This is a genomic window from Paraburkholderia sp. J7 (genome assembly GCF_905220155.1).
Lineage (GTDB): Bacteria > Pseudomonadota > Gammaproteobacteria > Burkholderiales > Burkholderiaceae > Paraburkholderia.
In genome coordinates, this window is sequence record NZ_CAJMYZ010000001.1 from 136,503 (window position 1) to 159,132 (window position 22,630).

The 22,630-nt window shown below is 66.8% G+C and carries 22 protein-coding genes; 4 read left to right on the top strand and 18 right to left on the bottom strand.

Features of this window, described 5'->3' with window-relative positions; genetic code table 11:
- Positions 1 to 10: 10 nt before the first annotated feature.
- On the bottom strand, positions 11 to 349 hold the full coding sequence (locus tag U5A58_RS00620) for a P-II family nitrogen regulator (RefSeq protein WP_028201804.1): 339 nt from the start codon (positions 347 to 349) through the stop codon (positions 11 to 13).
- A 529-nt stretch (positions 350 to 878) separates the two neighbouring features.
- Here U5A58_RS00620 and U5A58_RS00625 point away from each other — a divergent pair.
- Positions 879 to 1,136 (top strand): accessory factor UbiK family protein, encoded by a 258-nt coding sequence (locus U5A58_RS00625; RefSeq protein WP_028201802.1) that lies wholly within the window; start codon positions 879 to 881, stop codon positions 1,134 to 1,136.
- 192 nt (positions 1,137 to 1,328) lie between these two features.
- Entirely contained in the window at positions 1,329 to 2,978 is a 1,650-nt protein-coding gene (locus U5A58_RS00630) for a YifB family Mg chelatase-like AAA ATPase (protein ID WP_321959921.1), read from the top strand.
- A 421-nt stretch (positions 2,979 to 3,399) separates the two neighbouring features.
- On the opposite strand, the gene U5A58_RS00635 is transcribed toward U5A58_RS00630, so the two are convergent.
- Positions 3,400 to 3,996: a hypothetical protein gene (locus U5A58_RS00635; protein ID WP_321959922.1), complete on the bottom strand. Its 597-nt coding sequence runs from the start codon at positions 3,994 to 3,996 to the stop codon at positions 3,400 to 3,402.
- Between the two features lie 197 nt (positions 3,997 to 4,193).
- Here U5A58_RS00635 and U5A58_RS00640 point away from each other — a divergent pair, with 197 nt between their 5' ends.
- Positions 4,194 to 4,679, top strand: a complete 486-nt coding sequence (locus tag U5A58_RS00640; protein ID WP_415765071.1) for a TlpA family protein disulfide reductase — start codon at positions 4,194 to 4,196, stop codon at positions 4,677 to 4,679.
- 100 nt (positions 4,680 to 4,779) lie between these two features.
- Here U5A58_RS00640 and U5A58_RS00645 read toward each other — a convergent pair whose 3' ends face one another.
- The 9 genes from U5A58_RS00645 to U5A58_RS00685 all read right to left on the bottom strand — a co-directional run bounded on the left by U5A58_RS00645 (position 4,780) and on the right by U5A58_RS00685 (position 15,223).
- Positions 4,780 to 6,129, bottom strand: coding sequence for a sigma-54 dependent transcriptional regulator (locus U5A58_RS00645; RefSeq protein WP_321959923.1), 1,350 nt, complete (start codon positions 6,127 to 6,129; stop codon positions 4,780 to 4,782).
- A gap of 45 nt (positions 6,130 to 6,174) precedes the next feature.
- Positions 6,175 to 8,172 (bottom strand): sensor histidine kinase, encoded by a 1,998-nt coding sequence (locus U5A58_RS00650; protein WP_321960225.1) that lies wholly within the window; start codon positions 8,170 to 8,172, stop codon positions 6,175 to 6,177.
- Positions 8,173 to 8,323: 151 nt separating this feature from the next.
- Entirely contained in the window at positions 8,324 to 9,607 is a 1,284-nt protein-coding gene (locus U5A58_RS00655; RefSeq protein WP_321907572.1) for a dicarboxylate/amino acid:cation symporter, read from the bottom strand.
- Positions 9,608 to 9,909: 302 nt separating this feature from the next.
- Complete coding sequence (locus U5A58_RS00660; RefSeq protein WP_415774151.1) at positions 9,910 to 10,872, bottom strand: ABC transporter permease subunit; 963 nt, start codon at positions 10,870 to 10,872, stop codon at positions 9,910 to 9,912.
- Positions 10,803 to 11,612, bottom strand: a complete 810-nt coding sequence (locus U5A58_RS00665; RefSeq protein WP_321959925.1) for a taurine ABC transporter ATP-binding protein — start codon at positions 11,610 to 11,612, stop codon at positions 10,803 to 10,805. The genes U5A58_RS00660 and U5A58_RS00665 overlap by 70 nt, the downstream gene beginning before the upstream one ends.
- A 16-nt stretch (positions 11,613 to 11,628) precedes the next feature.
- Complete coding sequence (gene tauA / locus U5A58_RS00670) at positions 11,629 to 12,681, bottom strand: taurine ABC transporter substrate-binding protein (protein WP_321959926.1); 1,053 nt, start codon at positions 12,679 to 12,681, stop codon at positions 11,629 to 11,631.
- A 243-nt stretch (positions 12,682 to 12,924) separates the two neighbouring features.
- Complete coding sequence (gene lipA / locus U5A58_RS00675) at positions 12,925 to 13,914, bottom strand: lipoyl synthase (protein ID WP_321959927.1); 990 nt, start codon at positions 13,912 to 13,914, stop codon at positions 12,925 to 12,927.
- A gap of 13 nt (positions 13,915 to 13,927) precedes the next feature.
- Positions 13,928 to 14,788 carry a lipoyl(octanoyl) transferase LipB gene (gene lipB, locus U5A58_RS00680; RefSeq protein WP_321959928.1) on the bottom strand — a complete coding sequence of 287 codons (861 nt, stop codon included), beginning with the start codon at positions 14,786 to 14,788 and terminating at the stop codon, positions 13,928 to 13,930.
- A gap of 108 nt (positions 14,789 to 14,896) precedes the next feature.
- Positions 14,897 to 15,223: a DUF2917 domain-containing protein gene (locus U5A58_RS00685; protein WP_321907564.1), complete on the bottom strand. Its 327-nt coding sequence runs from the start codon at positions 15,221 to 15,223 to the stop codon at positions 14,897 to 14,899.
- A gap of 101 nt (positions 15,224 to 15,324) precedes the next feature.
- Here U5A58_RS00685 and U5A58_RS00690 point away from each other — a divergent pair, with 101 nt between their 5' ends.
- On the top strand, positions 15,325 to 16,302 hold the full coding sequence (locus U5A58_RS00690) for a transcriptional regulator GcvA (protein ID WP_321907563.1): 978 nt from the start codon (positions 15,325 to 15,327) through the stop codon (positions 16,300 to 16,302).
- 78 nt (positions 16,303 to 16,380) lie between these two features.
- Here U5A58_RS00690 and U5A58_RS00695 read toward each other — a convergent pair whose 3' ends face one another.
- From U5A58_RS00695 to U5A58_RS00725, 7 genes are all read right to left on the bottom strand, one after another.
- Positions 16,381 to 16,674: a DUF493 family protein gene (locus U5A58_RS00695; RefSeq protein WP_321960226.1), complete on the bottom strand. Its 294-nt coding sequence runs from the start codon at positions 16,672 to 16,674 to the stop codon at positions 16,381 to 16,383.
- A gap of 11 nt (positions 16,675 to 16,685) precedes the next feature.
- Positions 16,686 to 17,657 (bottom strand): D-amino acid aminotransferase, encoded by a 972-nt coding sequence (locus U5A58_RS00700; RefSeq protein WP_321959929.1) that lies wholly within the window; start codon positions 17,655 to 17,657, stop codon positions 16,686 to 16,688.
- Positions 17,657 to 18,961, bottom strand: coding sequence for a D-alanyl-D-alanine carboxypeptidase family protein (locus U5A58_RS00705; RefSeq protein WP_321959930.1), 1,305 nt, complete (start codon positions 18,959 to 18,961; stop codon positions 17,657 to 17,659). The genes U5A58_RS00700 and U5A58_RS00705 overlap by 1 nt, the downstream gene beginning before the upstream one ends.
- Positions 18,962 to 19,251: 290 nt before the next feature.
- Positions 19,252 to 19,884, bottom strand: a complete 633-nt coding sequence (locus U5A58_RS00710) for an alpha/beta hydrolase (protein WP_321959931.1) — start codon at positions 19,882 to 19,884, stop codon at positions 19,252 to 19,254.
- A gap of 47 nt (positions 19,885 to 19,931) precedes the next feature.
- Positions 19,932 to 20,258: a (2Fe-2S) ferredoxin domain-containing protein gene (locus U5A58_RS00715; RefSeq protein WP_321907556.1), complete on the bottom strand. Its 327-nt coding sequence runs from the start codon at positions 20,256 to 20,258 to the stop codon at positions 19,932 to 19,934.
- 172 nt (positions 20,259 to 20,430) lie between these two features.
- A complete protein-coding gene (locus U5A58_RS00720) occupies positions 20,431 to 21,798 on the bottom strand; it encodes a VanZ family protein (protein ID WP_321959932.1) in 1,368 nt (455 codons plus the stop codon).
- A gap of 93 nt (positions 21,799 to 21,891) precedes the next feature.
- Positions 21,892 to 22,530 carry an ABC-type transport auxiliary lipoprotein family protein gene (locus U5A58_RS00725; RefSeq protein WP_321960227.1) on the bottom strand — a complete coding sequence of 213 codons (639 nt, stop codon included), beginning with the start codon at positions 22,528 to 22,530 and terminating at the stop codon, positions 21,892 to 21,894.
- Positions 22,531 to 22,630 lie beyond the last annotated feature (100 nt).

Sequence of the window (22,630 nt, forward strand, 5' to 3'; positions counted from 1 at the left end):
ACTGCGGGCTTTACAGTGCGTCGGCGCCGGTCTCGCCGGTGCGGATGCGGATCACTTGTTCGATCGGCGTGACGAAAATCTTGCCGTCGCCGATCTTGCCCGTGCGGGCCGCGCGTTCGACCGCCTCGATGGCCTGCTCGACGATGTCGTCGGCCACGGCGGCTTCAATCTTCACCTTCGGCAGAAAGTCCACGACATACTCCGCGCCGCGGTACAGCTCGGTGTGCCCCTTCTGGCGACCGAAGCCTTTCACCTCCGTCACCGTGATCCCCGACACGCCGATTGCCGAGAGGGCTTCGCGCGCCTCATCGAGCTTGAAGGGCTTGATGATTGCTGTAATCAGTTTCATGTAGTCCTCGCTGTGGTTTGCTTCATACCTTTGTTTGCTTCTGCAACGGGCGCCTTGCGAGCGGCGCATGATGCGTAACCGCCCCGCTGGCGCACCGTGAGCCAACCGTCGTTCGGTGCGCGGGGCAGTAGTAGCAACACCCGTGCCAATTTGCTGCACCCGGTCTGCAACACCGATCTGATGGACTTCGATGCAAGCGCGCCCAAAGCCGTGGACAATGCCGGTCCGCGCCTTGAGGGGCGCGGCGCGCAAGGCCCTGGCCGAACGGCCAGCGTGAGGCGCGCGCGGTGGCGTGGCGGGGGGAACGTTGCTACAGTGTTCTCAGGCATCGCTGCCGCGCTGGGAGCCGCATAGCGGCTGGAATTGGCCCGCTGCGCCGCCGCGCGAAGCACACTGGCCTGCGGTGCGCACCAGTTGCGCGCACACGTGGCCGTGGCCCTGCGAGTTCGCACCAAGATCGATCACGGTTCGTCGCGGGGCACAGGCGAAACAAAACTTGCACATTTTTTGTGCAGCGAAGGGGAATCGAATGAAGCAACCAAACGACGTATTCAATGATCTGCAGTCACGCGTGAGCGATCTGCTGAAGAACTCGCCGGCTCGCGATGTCGAGCGCAATGTGCGCGCAATGTTGTCGCAAGGCTTTTCGAAGCTGGACCTCGTCACGCGCGAGGAATTCGACGCGCAAACGCAGGTGCTCGTGCGCACGCGCCAGCGCCTCGAAGAACTCGAGCGCCGCGTGGCCGAACTCGAGCAAAAGCTGCCGGTGACTAGCCAGTCCTCCTGATCATTTTGTTGCGCATTCCTGTGCGCAATTGAGTGCAGCACCCCTGCCGCACCGCCGCAAGCGATTCGTACGCGAAACGCAATGGAACCGTAAAGGGGCATACGCCTCACCAGCCTGGCGCATGCATGGCGCGCGAAGTTTGTCAGTACAACGCGCGCGCCACGCCAGCATGCGAGCCTTCCGGAGAATCCCATGTCGCTTGCCGTGGTGCGCAGCCGCGCGCCGGCTGCTGGCCGCGCGCCCGAAGTCACCGTAGAAGTCCATCTCGCCAACGGGCTGCCGTCGTTTTCCATCGTTGGGCTGCCCGATCTCGAAGTGCGCGAAAGCCGCGAGCGCGTGCGCGCCGCGCTCTCGAACTGCGGCTTCGACTTCCCGGTGAGGCGCATTACCGTCAACCTCGCGCCCGCTGATTTGCCCAAGGAATCAGGCCGCTTCGATTTGCCAATCGCGCTCGGCATTCTCGCGGCAAGCGGGCAGCTTCCGGCTGCGGCGCTCGCGCACCGCGAGTTCGCGGGCGAGCTTTCGCTCACGGGCGCCGTGCGGCCGATGCGCGGTGCGTTCGCCATGGCATGCGGCACCGCCCGCGCGCACAGGGAGCGCGCAGCGCGTGTGGACGACGCGGCATCGCCCAGCCAGGGCGAGATCCTTCGCATTCCTGATACTGAGACCGACGAAGCAATGCTCGCTCTCGCGCATACGCCACGCGAGCGCTCAGGCGTGCCCGAGCTTTATCTGCCTGCACAAAACGCCGTCGAAGCGGCGCTCGTGCCGGGTGTCGCGGTGTACGGCGCGGCCGACCTGCGCTCGCTCTGCGCGCACCTTGCAGGCGCCGATCCCGAAGCGCGCCTCGCTCCCGTGCGTGCGAACGCCCTCGACGCCGCCCCCGGCGCCACGCCCCCCGATATGGCCGACGTGGTGGGCCAGCGCGGCGCGCGCCGGGCGCTCGAAGTCGCCGCGGCCGGCGGACATCATCTGTTGATGGTCGGGCCGCCCGGCGCTGGCAAGTCGATGCTCGCCGCGCGCCTGCCCGGACTCCTGCCCCTCATGACCGAAGACGAAGCGCTAGCTTCCGCCGCCCTGCTCTCGGCCAGCGCGATCGGCTTCACACCGCAGCAGTGGCGACAGCGGCCGTTTCGCGCGCCGCACCACTCGTCGAGCGCGACCGCGCTGATCGGCGGGCGCAATCCGCCGCAACCGGGCGAGATCACGCTCGCGCATTTAGGTGTCCTGTTCCTCGATGAGTTGCCCGAATTCGACCGCCACGTGCTCGAAACGCTGCGCGAGCCGCTCGAAGTGGGCTCGATCACCATTTCGCGCGCTGCGTGGCAAACCGACTTCCCGGCCGCGTGTCAGCTCGTTGCCGCGATGAACCCCTGTCCGTGCGGCTGGCGCGGCGACCCCGCGGGGCGCTGCCGCTGCACGCCCGAAAGCGCCGCGCGCTATTTGCGCAAGCTCTCGGGACCGCTGCTGGACCGCATCGACATCCAGATCGAGATTCCCGCGCTGCCGCCCGCCGAACTGGCCGCTCGCGCCAGCACGCGCGCCGAACCGAGCGCCGCGATCGCCGCTCGCGTGCAGGCGGCGCGCGAGCGGCAGTTGGCGCGTCAGGGCAAAACCAATCGCGAATTGACCGGCCGCGAGACCGACGCGGTCTGCCAGCCGGACGCTGCTGGTGAAACGCTGCTGCGCGAAGCGGGCGAGCGCTTCGGCTGGTCGGCGCGCGCGCACTATCGGGTGCTCAAGGTCGCGCGCACGATTGCCGACCTCGCCGGTGCGTCCATGCCCGAGGCCGCGCATGTGGCGGAGGCCGTGCAGTACCGGCGCGTGTTTGCGGAGCGTTAGCCTGGCACAGTCAATTTCGGTGGCGTAAGCCACTGAGCTTGTGCCGCCCGGGAATGTGAATAGCACCAATAAATCGAAGTCAAGACTTGACTTATGCACACTTCGTCGTATTTGCCCCGGATTTGTTCATGGTTCGCATTACGCGCCGGCTGGTTTGATAACTCCTTGATTCTTCTGATTTTCTGGATTTACAGAAAAGCGGCCAAAACTAACAGAAAGCCCACAGGACGGCCCTTTCCGGCCAACGCGGCGTTGTTTTCCACAAAGTTACCCACAGCTCCTGTGGGTAACCGGTAAACCCTCAATCAAATCCGATAATTAGCGTGTTTACCTGCTGCGCAACATTCACTTCGACCGCCAAACGCCCACCGCAGCGTGAGCCAAACATGGCCTCACAAACTGTGCTGCGGAGTCCCGAATCTCAGTACAGCTTGAAAGATCCGAAGAATTGGTCGACCTGCTCGACCGGCGGCTCGGCGCGACCGACAATCGCCACCTGATAGGCCCGTGCGCCCTTCGCGACGAGCCGCGCGTGTATCGTGCGCGACTCGCCGTTGGCGCCCGCCTTGCCGGCCATGCGCATTTCCACGCCTTCGATCGAGCCGCCCGTTGCGAGCGGCACCGCCACCGCGCGTGCGTCGGGCGGTGCGCCCACGTTGCGCGCGAGGCCTGCGCGCAGGAAGTCGAGCGCCTTTTGCTGCGTCGCGGGCTGCGCGTCGGGCAGATCGAGCGTGCCGATGACGAACACGTCGCCGGCGACTTCGGCCGTCTGAACGCGCATGCGCATCGGCGTGCCATTCACGTCGATGCGGCGCTCGTCCTTGTCCGGCTTGGCCGGCAGGTCGATCGAGTAGCCGCTCGCGTCGTTCGAAATCGTGCGCCAGTCGTAGGTGGGCGAGCAGGCAGCCAGCGCAAACGCCGCGGCGAGCAGGCCCAGCACCGCCACGCGGGCAGCGACGATAGCGCGCAGCGACGGGTTCGACGGGAGGCGGGCACGGCGAAGGATGTCCAGGACCATGGGGCGCGGTTTGTCACGGGAGTGAAAGGTGCGCGACATTATCCGCCGGCGCATACCCGGATGTTGTCTCGTAACCGCTATGCCGGGAAATTCGGCGCTACAATGTTTTGGCTCAACACCCGCGTCTTTCGGCGCACGAGGCAAGGCTCATGACCGCTGCATCCCCGAATTCTTCGAAATCGCGCTCCGGCGTGCTCATGCGCGTTGGCGCGGCGGTGGTCGTCGTCGCGATTGCCATCGCCGGCTACTTCGCGTTCTTCGGCAGCCAGCAGCGCGTGCCCGACGCCACCTTCACGCTTCTGTCGGGCCAGAAGGTCTCCACGAACGACCTCAAGGGCAAGGTCTATCTCGTCAACTTCTGGGCGACGAGCTGCACCACCTGCATGGCGGAAATGCCGAAGATGGTCCAGACCTATAACCGCTTCAAGGGCGAAGGGCTCGAGTTCGTGGCGGTCGCAATGAACTACGACGCGCCGATGTACGTGGCCAACTACGCGCAAACGCGCCAGCTGCCGTTCAAGGTGGCAATGGACGACGGCTCGGCCGCGAAGCAGTTCGGCAACGTCCAGCTCACGCCCACCACCTTCGTGATCGGCCGCGACGGCAAGATTCTCAAGCGCTACGTGGGCGAACCGCAGTTCGCGGAACTCGACCAGCTGCTTCAGAAGGCGCTGGCGACCTGACAGGCGGCCAGGCCGGTAGGCCAATAGCCAACAAAAAAGCAGCGGAAGCCCCGCTGCTTTTTTTACGCCTGCACGCTGCACAACGTGTCGCGAACCGGAGCTAACCCTCGCCGCGCGCCACGAGCCCATAGCGGCGAATCTTCTCGTACAGCGTGGCCTTCGCCATCTGCAGCCGCTCGGCGGCCTGGGCGACCGCCCCGTTGCTCTGCGCAAGCGCGTCGGCGATCAGCGCACGTTCGTATTGCTCCACGCGTTCCTTGAGCGGCAGCGCGTCGTCGTCGCTGGCCACCGCGCCTGCCGAAAGATCGTCTGGAATCCCGAGCACCCGCCGGTCCGCTGCGTTGCGCAGTTCGCGCACGTTGCCGGGCCAGTCGCGCTGTGCAAGGCGCATGCGGTCGCGCTCGGTGAGGAGCGGCGCGCTGCGCTGGTAGCGCACCGCCGCGTCGAGCAGAAAATGCTCGAACAACGGCACGATGTCCTCGCGGCGTTCGGCGAGCGGCGGCAGCGCGATCGTCACGACGTTGAGCCGGTACAGCAAGTCGCGCCGGAAGGTGCCCGCCGCGACGTGCTCGCTCATATCGCCCTTGGCCGCCGCGACCACGCGCAAGTCGGCGCGCACCGGCTGGTTCGAGCCGAGGCGCTCGAGCACGCCATCCTGCAGCACGCGCAGCAGCTTCACCTGCAGCGAAAGCGGCATGCTCTCGATCTCGTCGAGAAAGAGCGTCCCGCCGCTCGCGTGCTCGAGCTTGCCGATCCGGCGCTTGGCCGCCCCGGTGAATGCGCCCGCCTCGTATCCGAACATCTCCGACTCGAACATCGGCTCGGGCAACGCGCCGCAGTTCACGGCGACGAACGGTTTGTCATGCCGCGGCGAAAGCTCGTGAAGACTGCGCGCGATCAGCTCCTTGCCCGCGCCGGTGTCGCCGTTGATGAGCACCGAGGCGTCCGTGGGCGCGACGTTCGCAATGAGCTTGCGCACCTGTTCGATAGCCGGACTCTTGCCGATGATGCGCGGCGCGAGCGCGTTCTGCCCCGCCAGCTCGCGGCGCAGCGCGAGGTTTTCGAGCACGAGCAGGCGCCGCTCCAGCGCGCGCCGCACCGTTTCGATCAGGCGCTCGGAGGCGAACGGCTTCTCGATGAAGTCGTACGCGCCGTCGCGCATGGCCTGCACGGCCATCGAGATATCGCCATGGCCCGTCACGAGGATGATGGGCACTTCGGGCGCACGCTCATGGCATTGCGCGAGCAGATCGAGCCCGCTCATGCCCGGCAGGCGGATATCGCTTACCACGACGCCCGCGAACTCGGCGTCGATCAGCGGCAGCGCGCCTTCCGCGTTGGCGAAACCGGCGGCGTCGAAGCCCGCGAGTTGCAGGCTTTGCACGCCCGCGCGGCGCACGAGTTCGTCATCCTCAACGTAGAGCACCCGGCCGGGCGTCGTGTTCACCATGTTCGTTCGTCATCCTGATTCATAAGCGCGCTTCAGAGCGCTTGATCACAATCCTGCCGCACGCGCCGCGCTCGCGGCGTCCGCACGCGCGCGGCGCAGCGTCAGCACGAAGCGTGCGCCGCCTTCCGGTGCGTTGCTCGCCGTGAGCGAGCCGCCGCAATCACGCGCGATCGACGAGGAAATCGCGAGTCCGAGGCCAAGCCCCTGCCCCATTTCCTTCGTCGTGAAAAACGGCTCGAAGAGGCGCGGCAACACATCCTCGGGAATGCCCGGCCCATTGTCGCTCACCGCGATGGCAAGCGTCGCCGCGCTCGCCTGAACATCGATCGCAATGCGCGGCGCGGGCAGGCCCGCCACGGCGTCTAGCGCATTGCCGAGCACGTTGATCAGCACTTGTTCGAGCCGCAGGTCGTCGCTCTGCGCGCTCAGGTCCGGGTACTCGGCGTCCACATCGAGCGGCACGGGCGGCGCGCCGTCTTCCATCAACGTGAGATCCACGCGCACGCCGTCGAGCCGCTTGCCGAGCAACGCGAGCGAGTTGCGCAGCGCGCGGGCAACCGGCGCGCGCGCGCTCCTGGGCCGCGCGCGTCCGACGAACAGCTTGAGCTGGTTCACGATCTTGCCCATGCGCTCGGTGAGTGCGGCGATCGCCTCCAGGTTTTCGGTGGCCGCCGCGTACTGGCCGCGCTCGAGAAATACACGCGTGTTGTCCGAGAAGCTGCGCAGCGCTGCAAGCGGCTGGTTCAACTCGTGCGTGATGCCCGCCGCCATCTGGCCGAGCGCCGCGAGCTTGCTCGCCTGGATCAGCTCGTCCTGGGTCGCGCGCAGTACGCCTTCAGCGCGCGTGCGCTCCGCCACCTCGCGCTGCAGACGCTCGTTCGCCTGCGAGAGATCGGCGGTGCGCTCGGCCACGCGCTCGTTGAGCATCGCGTAGGCCTTTTGCAGCATCGCGCGGCTGCGCATTACTTCCTTCACGCGCGCGCGCCGCATGCGCCAGTAAAAGCCAAAGAGGCACAGCGAGACATAGCCGAAGCCCGTCATGATGGTCGCATTGCGCGAGGCTTCGAGCACCGGGTCGATCGACGACATGGTGACGAGATGCCAGTCGGGCTCGCCGAGCGAGCGGCGCGTCTCCAGGTAGCGCGGGGCGCGGATGCCCGCACCCATGCGCACGATGTCGGCGTCGCCCGGCAACACGCGCTCGACGCTTGCCGGCAGCGGCGCGATCGGCTCGCTCGCGTACTGGCGCGTGGCGTCGATCGAGGCCACGACAGCCGGCGGCAGCGGGCGCACCGTGCGGTACTTCCACGCGGGCACCGAGGAGAGAAAGATCACGCCGTGATCGTCGGTCACGAGAAGCGGCTCCGAGGCATCGGTGCCCGGAAACCATTCGAGATTGAGCTTCACCACGGCCACGCCGACGATTTTGCCGTCGCGCCGCACCGGCTGCGACACGTAGTAGCCCGGATCGTGCGAGACCGTGCCGATGCCGAAGAAGCGGCCCACGCCGCCCTGCATCGCGCCGATGAAATACGGCCGGAAGCGGTAATCCACGCCCACGAAGCTATCGGGGTCGCGCCAGTTGCTGGCCGCGATGCTCATGCCGTCGGCGCGGATGATGTAGGTCGTCGTGGCGCGCGCGTGGCGGTTCACGTCTTCGAGATAGCGGTTCGCGGCGGCGACCCACTCGGGTCGCGGATCGACGAGCACGTTCTGCACGAGCGGATGCTCGCCGACGATATAGGGCAGCGAGTCGTAGCGCTCGAGCGTGCTCTTGAGCGAAGCCGCGGTGCGGTCGCCGCGCACGGCCGCGTTGCGGCGCAGCGCGTCGATGCCGGCCTGCCACGTGAGCGCCCACGTCAGCGCGCAGACCGCGACGAGACCGGCTGCGAGCGCGAAGAGGATGATGAGGCGGCGCGTCACGTGAGCGGCTTCCAGGCGGTCAAGGGGATGAGGGAGATTGTGGCACACGGCCGCGCTGGGGCGTCCGGCTCGTCCGGGGCGGACAGCGGCCTTCGGGCGCGCGCTCAGGCCAACGTGCAGCCGCGTCAGACGATACAAGCAAAAACGGGCGGTGCGCTCACGCAGGGGAAACGGGCGCGCCGCCCAACGGCCATGGCCGCGAAACATCGAGAGAAGGAACATCGGCGGGCGGCGCGCGCCTCGCGGCTTGCGCGCCGCCGCCCGGCGCCGCTTACGCGCCCGCGCTTTCCTTCAGATCTTCGGTCTGGCCCGAGAGCACGGCGCGCAGCTTGTTGCGGTCGAGCTCCTTTTCCCATGCCGAGACCACGACCGTCGCCACGCCGTTGCCGACGATGTTCGTGAGCGCGCGGCACTCGCTCATGAAGCGGTCGATGCCGAGAATCAGCACCATGCCCGAGAGCGGAATGGTCGGCACCACGGCGAGCGTTGCCGCCAGCGTGATGAAGCCCGCGCCGGTCACGCCGCTCGCGCCCTTCGAGGTGAGCATCGTCACCGCGAGCAGTGTGAGCTGCTGGGTCCACGTGAGGTCCGTGTTGGTCGCCTGCGCGATGAAAAGCACTGCCATCGTCATGTAGATGTTGGTGCCGTCGAGGTTGAACGAGTAGCCGGTCGGCACCACGAGGCCCACCACCGAGCGCGAGCAGCCAAGGCGCTCGAGCTTCTGCATCAGTTGCGGCAGCGCCGATTCCGACGAGCTCGTGCCGAGCACGATCAGCAGCTCTTCCTTGATGTAGGAAACGAAGCGAATGATCGAGAAGCCCGTGAAGCGCGCGATCGCGCCGAGCACGACGAGCACGAACACGATCGACGTGAGGTAGAACGTGCCGATCAGCTTGAGCATCGGAATGAGCGAGCCCACGCCGTACTTGCCGATGGTGAACGCCATCGCGCCGAACGCGCCGATCGGTGCCAGCTTCGTCACGATCTTCACGATGCCGAACAGCACGCCCGACACGCTTTCGATGAACGCGGTCACCGGGCGGCCACGCTCGCCGATCTGCGTGAGCACCGCGCCGAACAGCAGCGCGATCAGCAGGATCTGCAGGATCTCGCCCTGCGCGAACGCCGACGAGATCGTGTCGGGAATGATGTGCATCAGGAAGTCGACGCTGCTCTGGCCGTGCGCCTTTTCGGCGTAGCTCGCCACGGCCTTGGCGTCGAGCGTGTTCACGTCGACGTTGAAGCCCGCGCCCGGCTTGAGCACGTGCGTGGCGATGAGGCCGAGCACGAGCGCGAAGGTCGAGACGATCTCGAAGTAGAGCAGCGCCTTGCCGCCCACGCGGCCCACCTTCTTCATGTCCTCCATGCCCGCAATGCCGGTCACGACGGTACAGAAGATGATCGGCCCGATCACCATCTTGATGAGCTTGATGAAGGCGTCGCCGAGCGGCTTCATGTCGATGCCGAGGGCGGGCCAGTAGTGGCCCAGGATCACGCCGATGACGATCGCCACGATCACCTGGACGTAGAGGACTTTGTGGAGAGGTTTCTTCACGATGGTTCCTGCAAATGAGTTAAGCCAATGGCCGAACGAAGGAGGTTCGGGCCGCGACAGGACGAAACTGGGGAATCAGCGAAACCGGAAGATGGGATCGGACATCGGCTGTCTCCTGACTGTTTTTTTGTCGCGGCCTGGGTGGCCGCGCGTTCTTAGTTGCAAGGAGAATGCCAGCAAGCATCAACGCCCATGACGTTGATTTATAAGGATTTTAATCCAACGAAGAAAGGCGCGAATCTGGTTTTCCAGAATCGCGCCCTACTGCCGTTTGGATTTCCAGAAACGGCGGGGGTGCTGCGTCAGCCTCGCCCCTTCCACGGCACGAGGCGCTTTTCGAGCGCGCGCATGCCCAGATCGAAGCCCCAGGCGATGAGCCCGATCAGCACGATGCCCATCACCACGACATCCGTGCGCAGGAAGCTCGACGCGTTGAGCACCATCTGGCCGAGACCCGCCGTCGCGGCGACCATCTCGGCGGCCACGAGCGTGGTCCAGCCAAAGCCGATCGCGATGCGCAGGCCCGTGAGGATTTCGGGCAGCGCGGCGGGCAGCACGACGAAGCGCACGATCTGCGCGAAACCGCCGCCGAGCGACGCCGCCGCGCGGATCTGCTCGACGCTCGCGCTCTTCGCACCGGCGCGCGCGGCCATTGCGATGGGCGCGAAGCAGGCGAGCCAGATCACGACGATCTTGGCCGTCTCGTCGATGCCGAACCAGATCACCACGAGCGGCAGGTAGGCGAGCGGCGGCAGCGGCCGGTAGAACTCGAGCGGCGGATCGAGCAAGCCGCGTGCGATACGCGACACGCCCATCAGGATGCCAACGGGCACGGCCGTCACCACCGCAAGCAGGAACGCGCCGAACACGCGCAGCGCGCTCCAGAACAAATGCTCGGAAAGCGGCAGGCCGCCCTGGATGCGGCCATGCAAGGCGTCGGTGAACGCTTGCCAGACGGCTTCGGGCGTTGGCAGGAAAAGCGGCGGCAGCCAGTGCAGGTGCGTGGCGAGCCACCAGAGCAGCGCGAGCGCCACCACCGACGCCGCGCTCAGCGCAACGGTCGGGCCCTCGCCGGGCATGCGCCAGACTTTCGAGCGGGCGGCTTGCGCCTCGCGCGCCCCATGCGCCTCGCCGCCGTGGGGCGCCGCGCGACGCGCCTTCAGCGCGACTTCTCTCAACGATTCCTGCGGCACGCTCATACCGGCTCCTCGTGTGCGTGTGCGCCCGCGTCCGCATGCAGCAAATCGACTAGCCGCTCGCGCCACGCAATGAATTCCGGCGACGACTTCACCGCGCGCGCATCGCGCGTGGCGAGGTACTGGCGCGCGAACGGCACTTCGTACTCGCGCTCGATCCGGCCAGGCCCCGGCGTCATGACCACAATGCGCGTCGCGAGAAAAAGCGCCTCCTCCACGCTGTGCGTGATGAAGAACACCGTCTTGCGCGTGCGCGCCCAGACGTCGAGCACGAGCGTTTGCACCTGCTCGCGCGTCAGGGCGTCGAGCGCGCCCATCGGTTCGTCCATCAGCAGAATCTGCGGGTCACTCGCGAGCGCGCGCGCAATGCCCACGCGCTGCTGCATGCCGCCGGAGAGCGCATACACGCGTTCTCGCGCCTGCGCTTCGAGCCCCACGAGCGCAAGCTGCTCGCGCGCGATGCGCTCGCGCTGCGCCTTCGGCACGCGCCGAAAGCGCAAGCCGAGCGCGACGTTGTCGAGCACGTCGAGCCACGGCAGCAGCGCATGCTTCTGGAACACCACGCCGCGCTCCGCGCCCGGGCCCTCCACGCGCGCGCCGTTCACGCGCACCTCGCCCTGCGCGGGTTCGATGAAGCCCGCGATGCAGTTGAGCAACGTGGTCTTGCCGCAGCCCGAAGCGCCGAGCGCCACGACGAATTCGCCGCTCGCCACTTCGAGGTTCACGTTCGCTAGCGCGACGTTCGGCGGCGCACCGCGTTGCGCGCCCTCATAGATGACGGTGAGATCGCGGATCGCGAGCGCGCTCATGCAAAGCTCCTTGCGTTCAGTGCGCGGCGGCGCGCTGCACGTACTGCGGATCGACGCCCACCGAGTAGTCGGGCAGCACGTTCTGGATCGTGCCCTGCTCCTTGAGGAAGGTCGCCGTGGCGAGCAGCGACTGCGCCGCGCCCGACTGCGCCCCGCCGCCCAGCCATTGCTTCGAGGCTTGCTCGGCGGGCGTGGGGAAGGCGTAGAGCGCGAGGCTCGCCGGCACTTCGGCGGCATTCGCCCCCGACTCTTTCGCGACGGCCTGCACCTGCGGCGAAGCCGCGTTCCAGGCGCCGCGATGCGCGCTGTAATCGGCGTCCGCGGCGGCCAGCACCTTGACGAATTTCGCGACGAAATCGGCGTTGTCCTTTGCGAAGCGCTTGTCCGCGACGAAGCCGTCGAAGGTCGCCTTGCCCGTGGCCTTCGCCACCTGGCCCGACGTGATCAGCACCTTGCCGTTTTTCTTCACCTGCGCGAGCACGGGGTCCCAGATGTAGGTCGCGTCGATGTTGCCGCGCTGCCAGGCGGCCGCGACTTCGGGCGGACGCAGGTTCACGATCTTCACGTCGGCGGGATTCACGCCCGCGTTCTGCAGCGCGACGAGCGCGTGAAAGTGCGAGGTCGAGACATACGGCACGCCGATCGTCTTGCCTTTGAGGCCCGCGATGCTCGTCACGCCCGAACCGTCGCGCGCGACGAGCGCCTCGGCGTCGTTGATGTTGTCGAGAATCCAGAAGAGCGAGAGATCCACACCCTGCGAGAGGCCCGCTGCGATCGGGCTCGAACCGGCCTCGCCGAGCTGCACCGAGCCGGAGGCGAGCGCGCGGATCACGTCGGCGCCGCTCGCGAGCTTGCGGTAGGTGACCTTGTAGCCCGTTTCCTTCTCGACTTCGCCCGTGGCCTGCGCATAGCGCCACGGCACCACCATGTCCTGATACGCGATCACGACCTCACGCGTTTCGGCATGCGCGCGCGGCGCGCCGAACGTGGCTGCGAGGCAGGCGGCGGCGAATGCAACGGCGGCGATGTGCGGGCGGCGTGCGAATGCAGGGAGAGCGCGTGGGTTCATCGGGAGACTCCGGCGGAACGACGTTCGAGTGAATGAAGGTTCCGACTATAGGGAGTCTGGCGGCGGGTGGTTCTAACTTATCCGCGTTAGCTAATGACGCTGCTGAAGCATTGCTTTTCGCGCCGCAATGGATGGCGTGGAAATCGACGCACGACACGCGCTGTTCGAGCGCAGCGCATAACGAAAAAGCCCGCTTTTCAGCGGGCTTTTCGCGTTGCTTGCTTGCAGGAAGCGGTGGCTTGTTTAAACCACCCCTGCCCCATGCGCCTGCAGATCGGCGTGATAGCTCGAACGCACCATCGCGCCAACGGCCGCGTGCGTGAAGCCCATCTTGTACGCCTCTTCCTCGTACATCTTGAACGTGTCCGGATGCACGTACGAGCGCACCGGCAGGTGATGCTCGGAAGGCTGGAGGTACTGGCCGATCGTCAGCATGTCGACGTCGTGCGCGCGCAGGTCGCGCATCACCTGAAGAATTTCCTCTTCGGTTTCGCCCAGGCCCACCATCAGGCCCGACTTCGTCGCGACTTCGGGATGCAGCGCCTTGAAGTCCTTGAGCAGCTTGAGCGAGTGCGCGTAGTCCGAACCCGGACGCGCTTCCTTATAGAGGCGCGGCACCGTTTCGAGGTTGTGGTTCATCACATCGGGCGGCGCGTCGTTGAGGATCTGCAGCGCGCGATCGAGACGGCCGCGGAAGTCCGGCGTGAGAATCTCGATACGCGTCTCGGGCGACTGCTCACGCACCTGGCGGATACATTCGACGAAGTGGCCGGCGCCGCCGTCACGCAGGTCGTCGCGGTCCACGCTCGTGATCACGACGTACTTGAGCTTGAGCGCGCCGATGGTGCGTGCGAGGTTCGCCGGTTCGTCCGGATCGAGCGGATCGGGGCGGCCATGGCCCACGTCGCAGAACGGGCAGCGGCGCGTGCACTTGTCGCCCATGATCATGAACGTGGCAGTGCCCTTGCCGAAGCATTCGCCGATGTTCGGGCAGCTCGCTTCCTCGCACACCGTGTGCAGGTTGTGCTCGCGCAGGATGTTCTTGATTTCGTAGAAACGCGAGTTGCCCGTGGCCGCCTTCACGCGAATCCATTCGGGCTTCTTGAGCTTCTCGATGGGAATGACCTTGATCGGAATGCGCGAGGTCTTGGCCTGTGCCTTCTGTTTTGCGGTGGCGTCGTAGGGAACGGCGTCGGCGTTGGCGCCAGCGGGGTTCGCAGTGATGTCAGTCATGCTTTCGATCCAGTCAGGCCGCCGGTGCAACGCCAGCCTGCGGTTGCGGCGGTTCCCCGCCGGAGACGGCCGATACGGCCGGTTCCACTCCAGCCGCTTCGGCTGAAGGGTCTGTGGCAGCCGCTTCGGCTACCGTGAGAAGTGTTGCTGCGTGCGCCGCGAGATTCGCCTCGAGCCGCGCCGCCAGCGTGGCGGCCACATCGCGCCAACTCGCCTCTACACCCAGCGTGGCCATGTCGACGGTTTCGAGACCGGCGTAACCACACGGATTGATCGCGAGAAATGGGTTCAGATCCATCGACACGTTCAGGCTCACGCCGTGGTAGCTGCAGCCGTTGCGGATCTTCAGCCCGAGGGCGGCGACTTTCGCGCCCTTGTGCGCGGCGCTCGCGCCGCTGGCGTCTTGCGGCACGTAAATGCCGGGGGCGCCTGCCTTGCGCTCGCTCGCGAGATTATACGCCGCCAGTGTTTCGATCACGGCGTCCTCGATGAGCGTGACGAGCTCGCGCACCATCAGCTTCCGGCGGCGCAAGTCGAGCAGCAGATAGGCCACCACCTGGCCCGGCCCGTGAAACGTGATCTGGCCGCCGCGATCGATCTGCACGAGCGGGATGCCGCTGTTGGCGACCAGCAGGTGCTCGGGCTTGCCGGCCTGGCCGAGCGTGAACACCGGCGGATGCTCGACGAGCCAGATTTCGTCGGACGTATGCGTGTCACGGGCGGCCGTGAACTCGCGCATGGCGTCGAAGCTTGTTTGATAAGCCTCGTTGCCGCGCCAGCGCACGACGATGGACGAACCTGCCGTTTGGGAATCGGCCGCGGATGTGCCGGGGTCCGAAGAGATTTGCGAGGGTGAAACCGGGGTAGCGCACATGATTTCGGGAGTTTACCGAATTCGGGACAAGCGCGCCGGGCATGCTGCGGATAACGGCGGCGATGGGTTGCCCTCCCATCGCCGCCGTTTTTGGGTCAAACCGTGGGCTCAAACCGTGCGCCAGCCGTCGCCAATGTGAACGCCTGCGCGCTGCGCAGCGCGTGCGGCGATATCGACCACGCGCTCGCTCAGGCGCGCCGGCGCGGCGAACCCAACCCACGCGGCCGCACCGCCTTCCGCACCGATCCACAAGCGTTCGCCGCGCCGCAGCCGCAGCGTGTGGCCGGGTTCCAGCCAGTAGTCGGCGGTGTCGTCGCTGCGCGTGACCCAGACCGTGCCGCACTTCACGGTCAGCCGCGTGCTGCGCGTGACGCGCACCGAGGCCGTTTGATCGGCCGCCACTTCAAACGTGATATCCGAAGAAATTTCTCTCATTTTCGACTCCGAATGACCTGCTCCGATGGCTACAATCGTAGACGCCATAAGGGATCGGGAAAAACGATCAATTTTCACGGCTATGTGAGAAAAAATACGATATGGATCTGCGCCAGCTACCCGCGCTGAATGCGCTCAAGGCCTTCGAAGCCGCCGCCCGCCACGAAAGCTTCTCGCGCGCCGCCGACGAACTCTTCGTCACGCACGGCGCCGTGAGCCACCAGATCCGCGCGCTCGAAGCGGAGCTGGGCGTGGCGCTCTTCGCGCGCGACGGCAAGCGCGTGCGCGTGACCGACACCGGCCGCCGCTACGCCGGCCAGGTGCGCGACGCGCTCAACCAGCTCGCGCACGCCACCCAGGAAATCCGCGCGGGCGACCGCGACCGGCGGCTCGTGGTGTCGATGCTGTCGTCGTTCGCGGCGCGCTGGGTCACGCCGCGCATCGGCCGCTTCATCGAGGCGCATCCGCAGTGGGACGTCGAGCTGCAATCCACGAATTCGCTCACCGACTTCGCGCGCGACGATGTCGATGTCGCCATCCGCTTCGGCTACGGACACTATCCGGGCCTGCACGCCGAGCTGCTGCTCGACGAGATCTTCTTTCCGGCCTGCTCGCCCGATTTCAACGGCGGCAAGCTGCCCACCGACCCGCGCGACCTCGCGAAGCTGCCGCTGCTGCGCTCGGACGACGAACTCTGGCGTCCGTGGTTCGACGCCGCGGGCCTCCAGGACCTGCCCGAACCGAAGCGCGGCGTGCTCTACCAGGACTCGTCGAACCTGCTGCAGGCGGCCATGGACGGCCAGGGCATCGCGCTCGTGCGCCGCTCGCTCGCCATGCACGAGATCACGCTCGGGCGTCTCGTGCGCCTCTTCAAGGACGTCGATGGCCCGAGCCCCTGGCGCTACTACTTCATCTGCCAGCCGCAACGCATGCAGACCGAGCGCGTACAGGCCTTCCGCGACTGGGTGTTCGACGAGGTCGCGCGCTTTCGGCGGCTCTACGAGGACGCCTGCGAAGCCGGTCCGCTGATGACGGCGGCCGCGGCGGCACAACGCGCCCGTGTGGGCGACGTGCCCTGAAACGAATGCCTCAGATGCAACAAGGGCCGCGCATGGCGGCCCTTGTCGTTCGAATCACTGCCAGCGAAGCGCCAGCGCTTACAGCACGATCTTCACCATCGGATGCCCGGTGAGGGCGCGATAGATGTCGTCGAGATGCGCCTGGCTCGTGGCGCGCACCGTGACGGTGAGGCCCGTGTAGTTGCCGCCGCTCGACGGACGCGTCTCGATGGTCGTGGCGTCGAAGCCGCCGTCGAATTCGCGCAGCACCGTCACGATGGTGTCCTGGAATTCCGGATGCGTCTTGCCCATCACCTTGATCGGGAAGTCGCAGGGGAATTCGATCAGCGATTCTTTCGCTTCGGGGTTGCTTGCCTGCTGGGTCACGTTCATCTGTGTCATGTTCATTTCTCCACTACCTGTAGCTCGGCGGCCGATGCTTGCACAGCCTCCGCCTCGCGTTGCTTCGCGCGCTGGTACGCCGCATGGAGCGCGGCGTACACCGGGCCCGGCAAGCCGGCGCCGACCGGCTTGCCGTCGAGCGTGACGACCGCCAGCACTTCCTTCGTCGCCGACGTCACGAGAATCTCGTCTGCCTCGCGCAGTTCGGCCTCGGCCACTTCGCGCGCTTCGAAACGCACGCCGCACGCCTCGGCCAGTTCCTCGATCAGGCCGTAGCGGATGCCTTCGAGAATGCGGTTGCTGCGCGGCGGCGCAAAGAGCGCACCGCCCTTCACGACCCACACGTTCGCCGACGACGCCTCGGTCAGCCAGCCGTCGCGCAGCTGGATCGTCTCGAACGCGTCGTTTTCCGCTGCGTGCTGCGCCATCAGCACGTTGCCGAGCAGCGAAGTCGACTTGATGTCGCAATTCAGCCAGCGCTTGTCTTCAGCGGTGACGCAGCGCACGCCATGCTCGCGCTGCGCCTGGCCGGGCAGCTTGAGCGGATTGACCATCGCGAACACAGTGGGCGTGGCCGCCGCGGGAAACGCGTGGCCGCGCGGTGCGACGCCGCGCGTGACCTGCACGTAGAAGTTGGCGTGCGCATCCCGCGCGAGCGCGCCCGCTGCTTCGTTCGCCTCGATCAGGCGCGCGACGAGCGCGCGCCAGCCCGCTTCGTCGAACGGATTTGCAATGCCGACCTTCTCCAGCGAGCGCTTGAGCCGCGCGAGGTGCTGCGCAATGCGAAACGGCACGCGCACCTTGCCTTCACCATCGGCCGCGTCGAGCGCATAAACGGGCACGACCTCGTAGATGCCGTCGCCGAAGATGAAGCCGCGATCGAGCACGGGAATGCGCGCTTCGGAAAGCGGCGTGAGTTCACCGTTGAGCCAGACGAGCGGCTCGGCGGCTTGCGTCGCTGGAGCGCCTGTCATCACTTCTTCTTGTTGACCATGAGCATGAGCGAATCCCACACGCGGCCGACGATACCGGCTTGCGGCACGGCTTCGAGCGCCACGAGCGGAACCTGTGCGAGCACCTTGCCGTCGGCGCCCACGAACTTCGCGGTACCAACCTGCTGGCCAACCGTGAACGGCGCGATCAGCGGGCTGCTCAGTTCGACCTGCGGCTTGGCCTTGTCGGCGGCGCCCTTGGGCAGCGTCACGTACTGGTCCTTCTGTACGCCGACCTTCACGGCGTCGAGCGTGCCCTTGTAGACGCGCGGCGTCGCCACGGCCTGGTTCGCCTGATAGATGCGCGTGGTGTCGTACGCGCTATAGCCGTAGTTCAGCATCTTCAGGCTGTCCTGCACGCGGTCGTGTTCCTTCTCCTCGCCCATCATCACCGAGACGAGACGGCGGTTGCCGCCGCTCGCGAGCGGACGGCGGGCCGATGCGATCAGGCAGTAGCCCGCGGCTTGCGTGTGGCCGGTCTTCAGGCCGTCGACCGTCGGGTCGATCCACAGCAGGCGGTTGCGGTTCGGCTGCTTGATGTTGTTGTACTTGAATTCCTTGACCGAGAAGATCTCGTAGTACTCGGGATAGTCGCGGATCAGACGCGTGGAGAGCGTGGCGAGGTCGCCAGCCGACGTGTAGTGATTCGGGTCGGGCATGCCGTTCACGTCGGCGAAATGCGTGTGCGTCATGCCGAGCTTCTGCGCTTCGGCGTTCATCATGGTGACGAAGTTCGCTTCGCTGCCGCCCACCAGTTCGGCGAGCGCGATGGCCGCGTCGTTGCCCGACTGGATGATCATGCCGTACACGAGGTCATGCACCGAGACCGGCTTGTTCGCTTCGATGAACATGCGCGACTCGTCGTTTTTCACGCGGCGCACGGCTTCGCTCGGCGTGACGATCTGGTCCATCGTGATCTTCTTGCTCTGCAGCGCCTCGAACACGAGATACGCGGTCATGAGCTTCGTGAGCGACGCAGGCTCGACGCGCTCATTGGCATTGCCGGAAGCGAGCACCTGATTCGCGGTGGCGTCGACGAGCACCCACGAGCGCGCATTCACGCCCGGAGGCGGCAGCCCGCCGAGTACGTTGTCCGCGGGGGTGCCGACAGCCACTTCTGCTTGCGGCTGCGCCTGCGCTTTCACGCCCGCAGTGTGTGCAGGCGTGCGAGCGAACGTGCCCGCGCTTGCCAGAAGCGTGGCGGGCACAAGCGCTGCGAGCGTGACATTGCGAACGAGGGAAGAAGGAACGAAAGAAGACGGTTGGCCGGAGGAGAGAAAACGCATAGGTTCAGGTCGGGCTGAATTGGGACGGGATGAACGTAGCGCGCCATGCGGCGCACGGTCGGAGAAAGCCGGAATGCGGGTGCCGTGCACGCGCCGATTGCAGCGCAGCAAGCACAAAATTGGCGAACATTATACGCGTCACGTCGCGGCGAATTTTCGCGATGTCACACGTTTGCGCATACCTGTCGTGCATTTTTCACGCATTTCACTCGCCAGACGCGAGGTGACGGCCAGGTGACGAGCAGCTTGCATCGGGCCCCGAAACATCGGCGCCCGATGCCCGTGAACTGTCAGCGCCAGGCTTCGACGATGATGCGCTTGAGGATATGCAGCTTGCGATGCAGGAAATGTTCTGCCCCCGGAATCACGACAATCGGCAATTCCTGCGGGCGCGCCCATTCGTACACCGAGAGAATCGGCACAGTGTCGTCGAGTTCACCGTGGATCACGAGCGTGTCGTCGCGCACCGGCGCGACTTCCCAGCGGCTTGCGGCGGTGCCGACGAACACCATGCGCTCGATCGCGCCGCCGGCATCGAGATAGCGCTTCGCGACATGCGACAGCACGAAGGTGCCGAACGAAAAGCCCGCGAGCACGAGCGGCACGTCGGCCTGGCCCGGTTGCGCGCGCATGTGTGCAATCAGTTCGAGCAGGTCGTCCTGCTCGCCGATGCCGTTGTCGTGCGTGCCCGCCGTTTCGCCCACGCCGCGAAAGTTCGAGCGATAGGTCGTGTAGCCGAGTTGCACCAGCGTGCGAGCGAGCGTTTGCGCGACCTTGTTGTCCATCGTGCCGCCAAAGAGCGGATGCGGATGCGCGACGAGCGCGATGCCGCGCGGCGTCGTGCCGGCGTCGGGCAGGTCGAGCGCGCATTCGATCTTGCCGACGGGACCGTCGATCTGGAATTTTTGTGTCTGGGCGTTCATCGTGCGGCAGTCCTTACGGGTACAGATTGGCCTTGCATGGGGGTCGATCAGCGATCGATCTTCAGGCGCTCGACCACCTGGCCGTTCTGCAGATGCGAAACAACGATTTCGTCGATGTCGCTCTCATCGATATACGTGTACCACGTGCCTTCCGGATACACGACGACGGCCGGGCCTTCCTCGCAGCGGTCGAGGCACCCCGCCTTGTTGATGCGCACCTGGCCCGGTCCCGCGAGACCAAGCTGCTTCACGCGCTTTTTCGCGTACTCCTGCATGGCTTGCGCATTGCAATTCGCGCAGCTCGGGCGGTCTGCGCCAGGCTCGCGCTGGTTCAGGCAGAAAAAGACGTGGTACTTGTAGAACGAATCGGTCATGGCGTGGGGCACCGGTGAGTGTCGTGCAGTGAGCGCAGGCTGGCTGAAAGCGTGTGGCCCGCGTGAGCTATCAATTAAGCCTTGCGTTGCGTTGCGCGCGGGCGTGGCTGCGCGGCGATCCGGTCGATTATAACGAGCGCGGCGCGAACGCTCCGGTGAGCGCCGCGCGCCTTCACGCGCCGCGGCGGGCGCGCTTCGCGGCCCGGCGCGCGCGCCGCACGAGCCACGCGCGTTCGAGCGAGAACGCCGTCCACGCGAGCGCGGCCCAGGGCCACGTCCATGCGAGCCAGCGCGCGAGGCCGTTGAAGTGCAGGTAGCGGCCCTGCCGCCAGTCCGCGAGCACGACGTCGAAGTACGGGTTCACGGGCAGCACGTTCACGAACACGAGGGCCACAGCAAGCGCAAGCGTCGCCGCGGCCGCGCGCACGGCGCGCGGCAGACGCAAGGCGAGGAACGCGAGCAAGGTGCCCCACACGAGGCCCGCGAGGGCCCCCGGTGTCGCCCAGTCGAAGATGAGCCCGCTTTGCGACTGCAGAAAGGTCGCGCCCACCTTGACGACGAGTGTCGCCGCAATGAGCGCGACGACGAGCCGCGCACGCGGCGCGCGCGCTCGCATGGGGAGCGTCGCGAACGCCGCCGCGCCGAACAGGTTGAGCGTCGTGACGATTGCCTCCCAGCCGCTATCGGGCAGGCGCGCGGCGAGCATGTCGGGCAGCGCGCGCAGATGCCAGGCGGCAGGCGTCCAGGCGAGCACGGCGTCCTGCATCGAGCCGTCGAGGCGTTGCCACAGCGCGCGCGCCCATTCGCCCAGACCGAACAGGCGCGGCGTGGGGTACATCGTCGCGAACGGCCAGAGCCCTGCAAGCACCATCAACACGGCCGCGTCGCGCTCGAACCAGCGAAAGCGCAAGCGGCGCAGGAAACCGCGCTCGAGCAGCGCGCCGGTGGCGGGCGCCGCCACGAGCGCGCCGAGCAGTGCGCCGAGTGCGTTCGAGGCGAGATCGAGATTGGACGCCACGCGCGTGGGCAGCCAGGTCTGCACGGCCTCCATCACGCCCGAGAGCAGCGTGCCCGCAATCGCGGCGAGCAGCACGGCGCGCACGCCTCGCCAACGTGGCCACGCGGCGAGTACGACGAGCGCGCCGAACGGCATGTAGCCGAGCACGTTGGTGACGATGTCGAAAACCGTCCAGTAGCGCGGCCATGGATCGCCGAGATAGGCAAAGGGACTGAGGCCGAGCGAGCGCCAGCCGGAGAACGGATACCACGAGCCGTAGACGATCAGCGCCGTGTAAAGCGCGAGCGACTGGCGCGAGAGCGTCGACGACTGGCGCAGCAAAGGCTCGCGGGCGGCGGGCGGTGGTGGCGACGGCGATGGCGCCGCGGACGTGTCAGCGTGCGGCGCGGGCGTGTCGCCGCTGGCGAGCGTACCGCGCTCGCCGCTTGCGCTCTGGCCACCGCTTTGGCCACCCTCGTCGCCGTCCATCGCGCGCCGCCCGCCATGCGGGGCGCGCAGCCGGAGCCGTCCCGCTTCGATCATGCCGCTATCCTGCCCTTGCCCCCGATGCCGCGCCGCGCGCCGCCATCGCGCAACGCCGGTCTGCGCTCTTGAATGCGCCCTTGAATGTGCCCCTCAACGCGTGCCCGCGAGGGACTGCGTGCTCAGCCACGCGCCGAGCTGGCTCGCGAACTCGTCGCTGGCCGCCTGCAGCGCGTGCACGCCGCCCGCGGCGTCGGGCGTGGCCGCCGGCGCACGCGTGGCGAACGAGCGCTGCGCCAGCACCCTGCCGCCCTGCATGAGCGTGGCGCGCGCGGCCAGTACGCCCGCGCTTTGCGTCGGGCTCTCGAACACCTGCTCGAACTCGTACAGTTCGACCTTGAGCATCGGCGCCTGCACGGCGTCCCCGCCCGCGAGCACCGTTGCGTACGCGCCAAGCGACGTGCGCAGGCGCTCCGTGAGCAGGCGCGCGGGCGACATCGTCCAGCGGCTGTTCGCGTAGCGCGCCGTGCGCTGGGAATCGGAACTCATCCGGTAGAGGATGCCGTCGTTGTCGAGCGGCGGCGGCGCGTTGACCGCCAGCACCTTCAGCAGCGGCTTGCCTTGCGCGGCGGGAGCGCCCTGGGGGCTCTGCGACGACTGCAGCCCGAGGTCGTAGCGAACGTCGTTGATCGAACCGGGATTGCCCGCGCAGGCGGCCAGGAGCGCGCCGAGCGCGAGCGCCGCCAGCCAGCCCGAGCTGGCCGCCGCGGCGCGTTGCATCGATCGTGGCAGGCGTGATGTGCGTGACATTGCGTTTCCTTCTTTGGCGCGCGGCGCATACGCCGCGCGGTGTGCATCGAATGGTGTCGCGAAAGGCCGTATGACTCGTGGC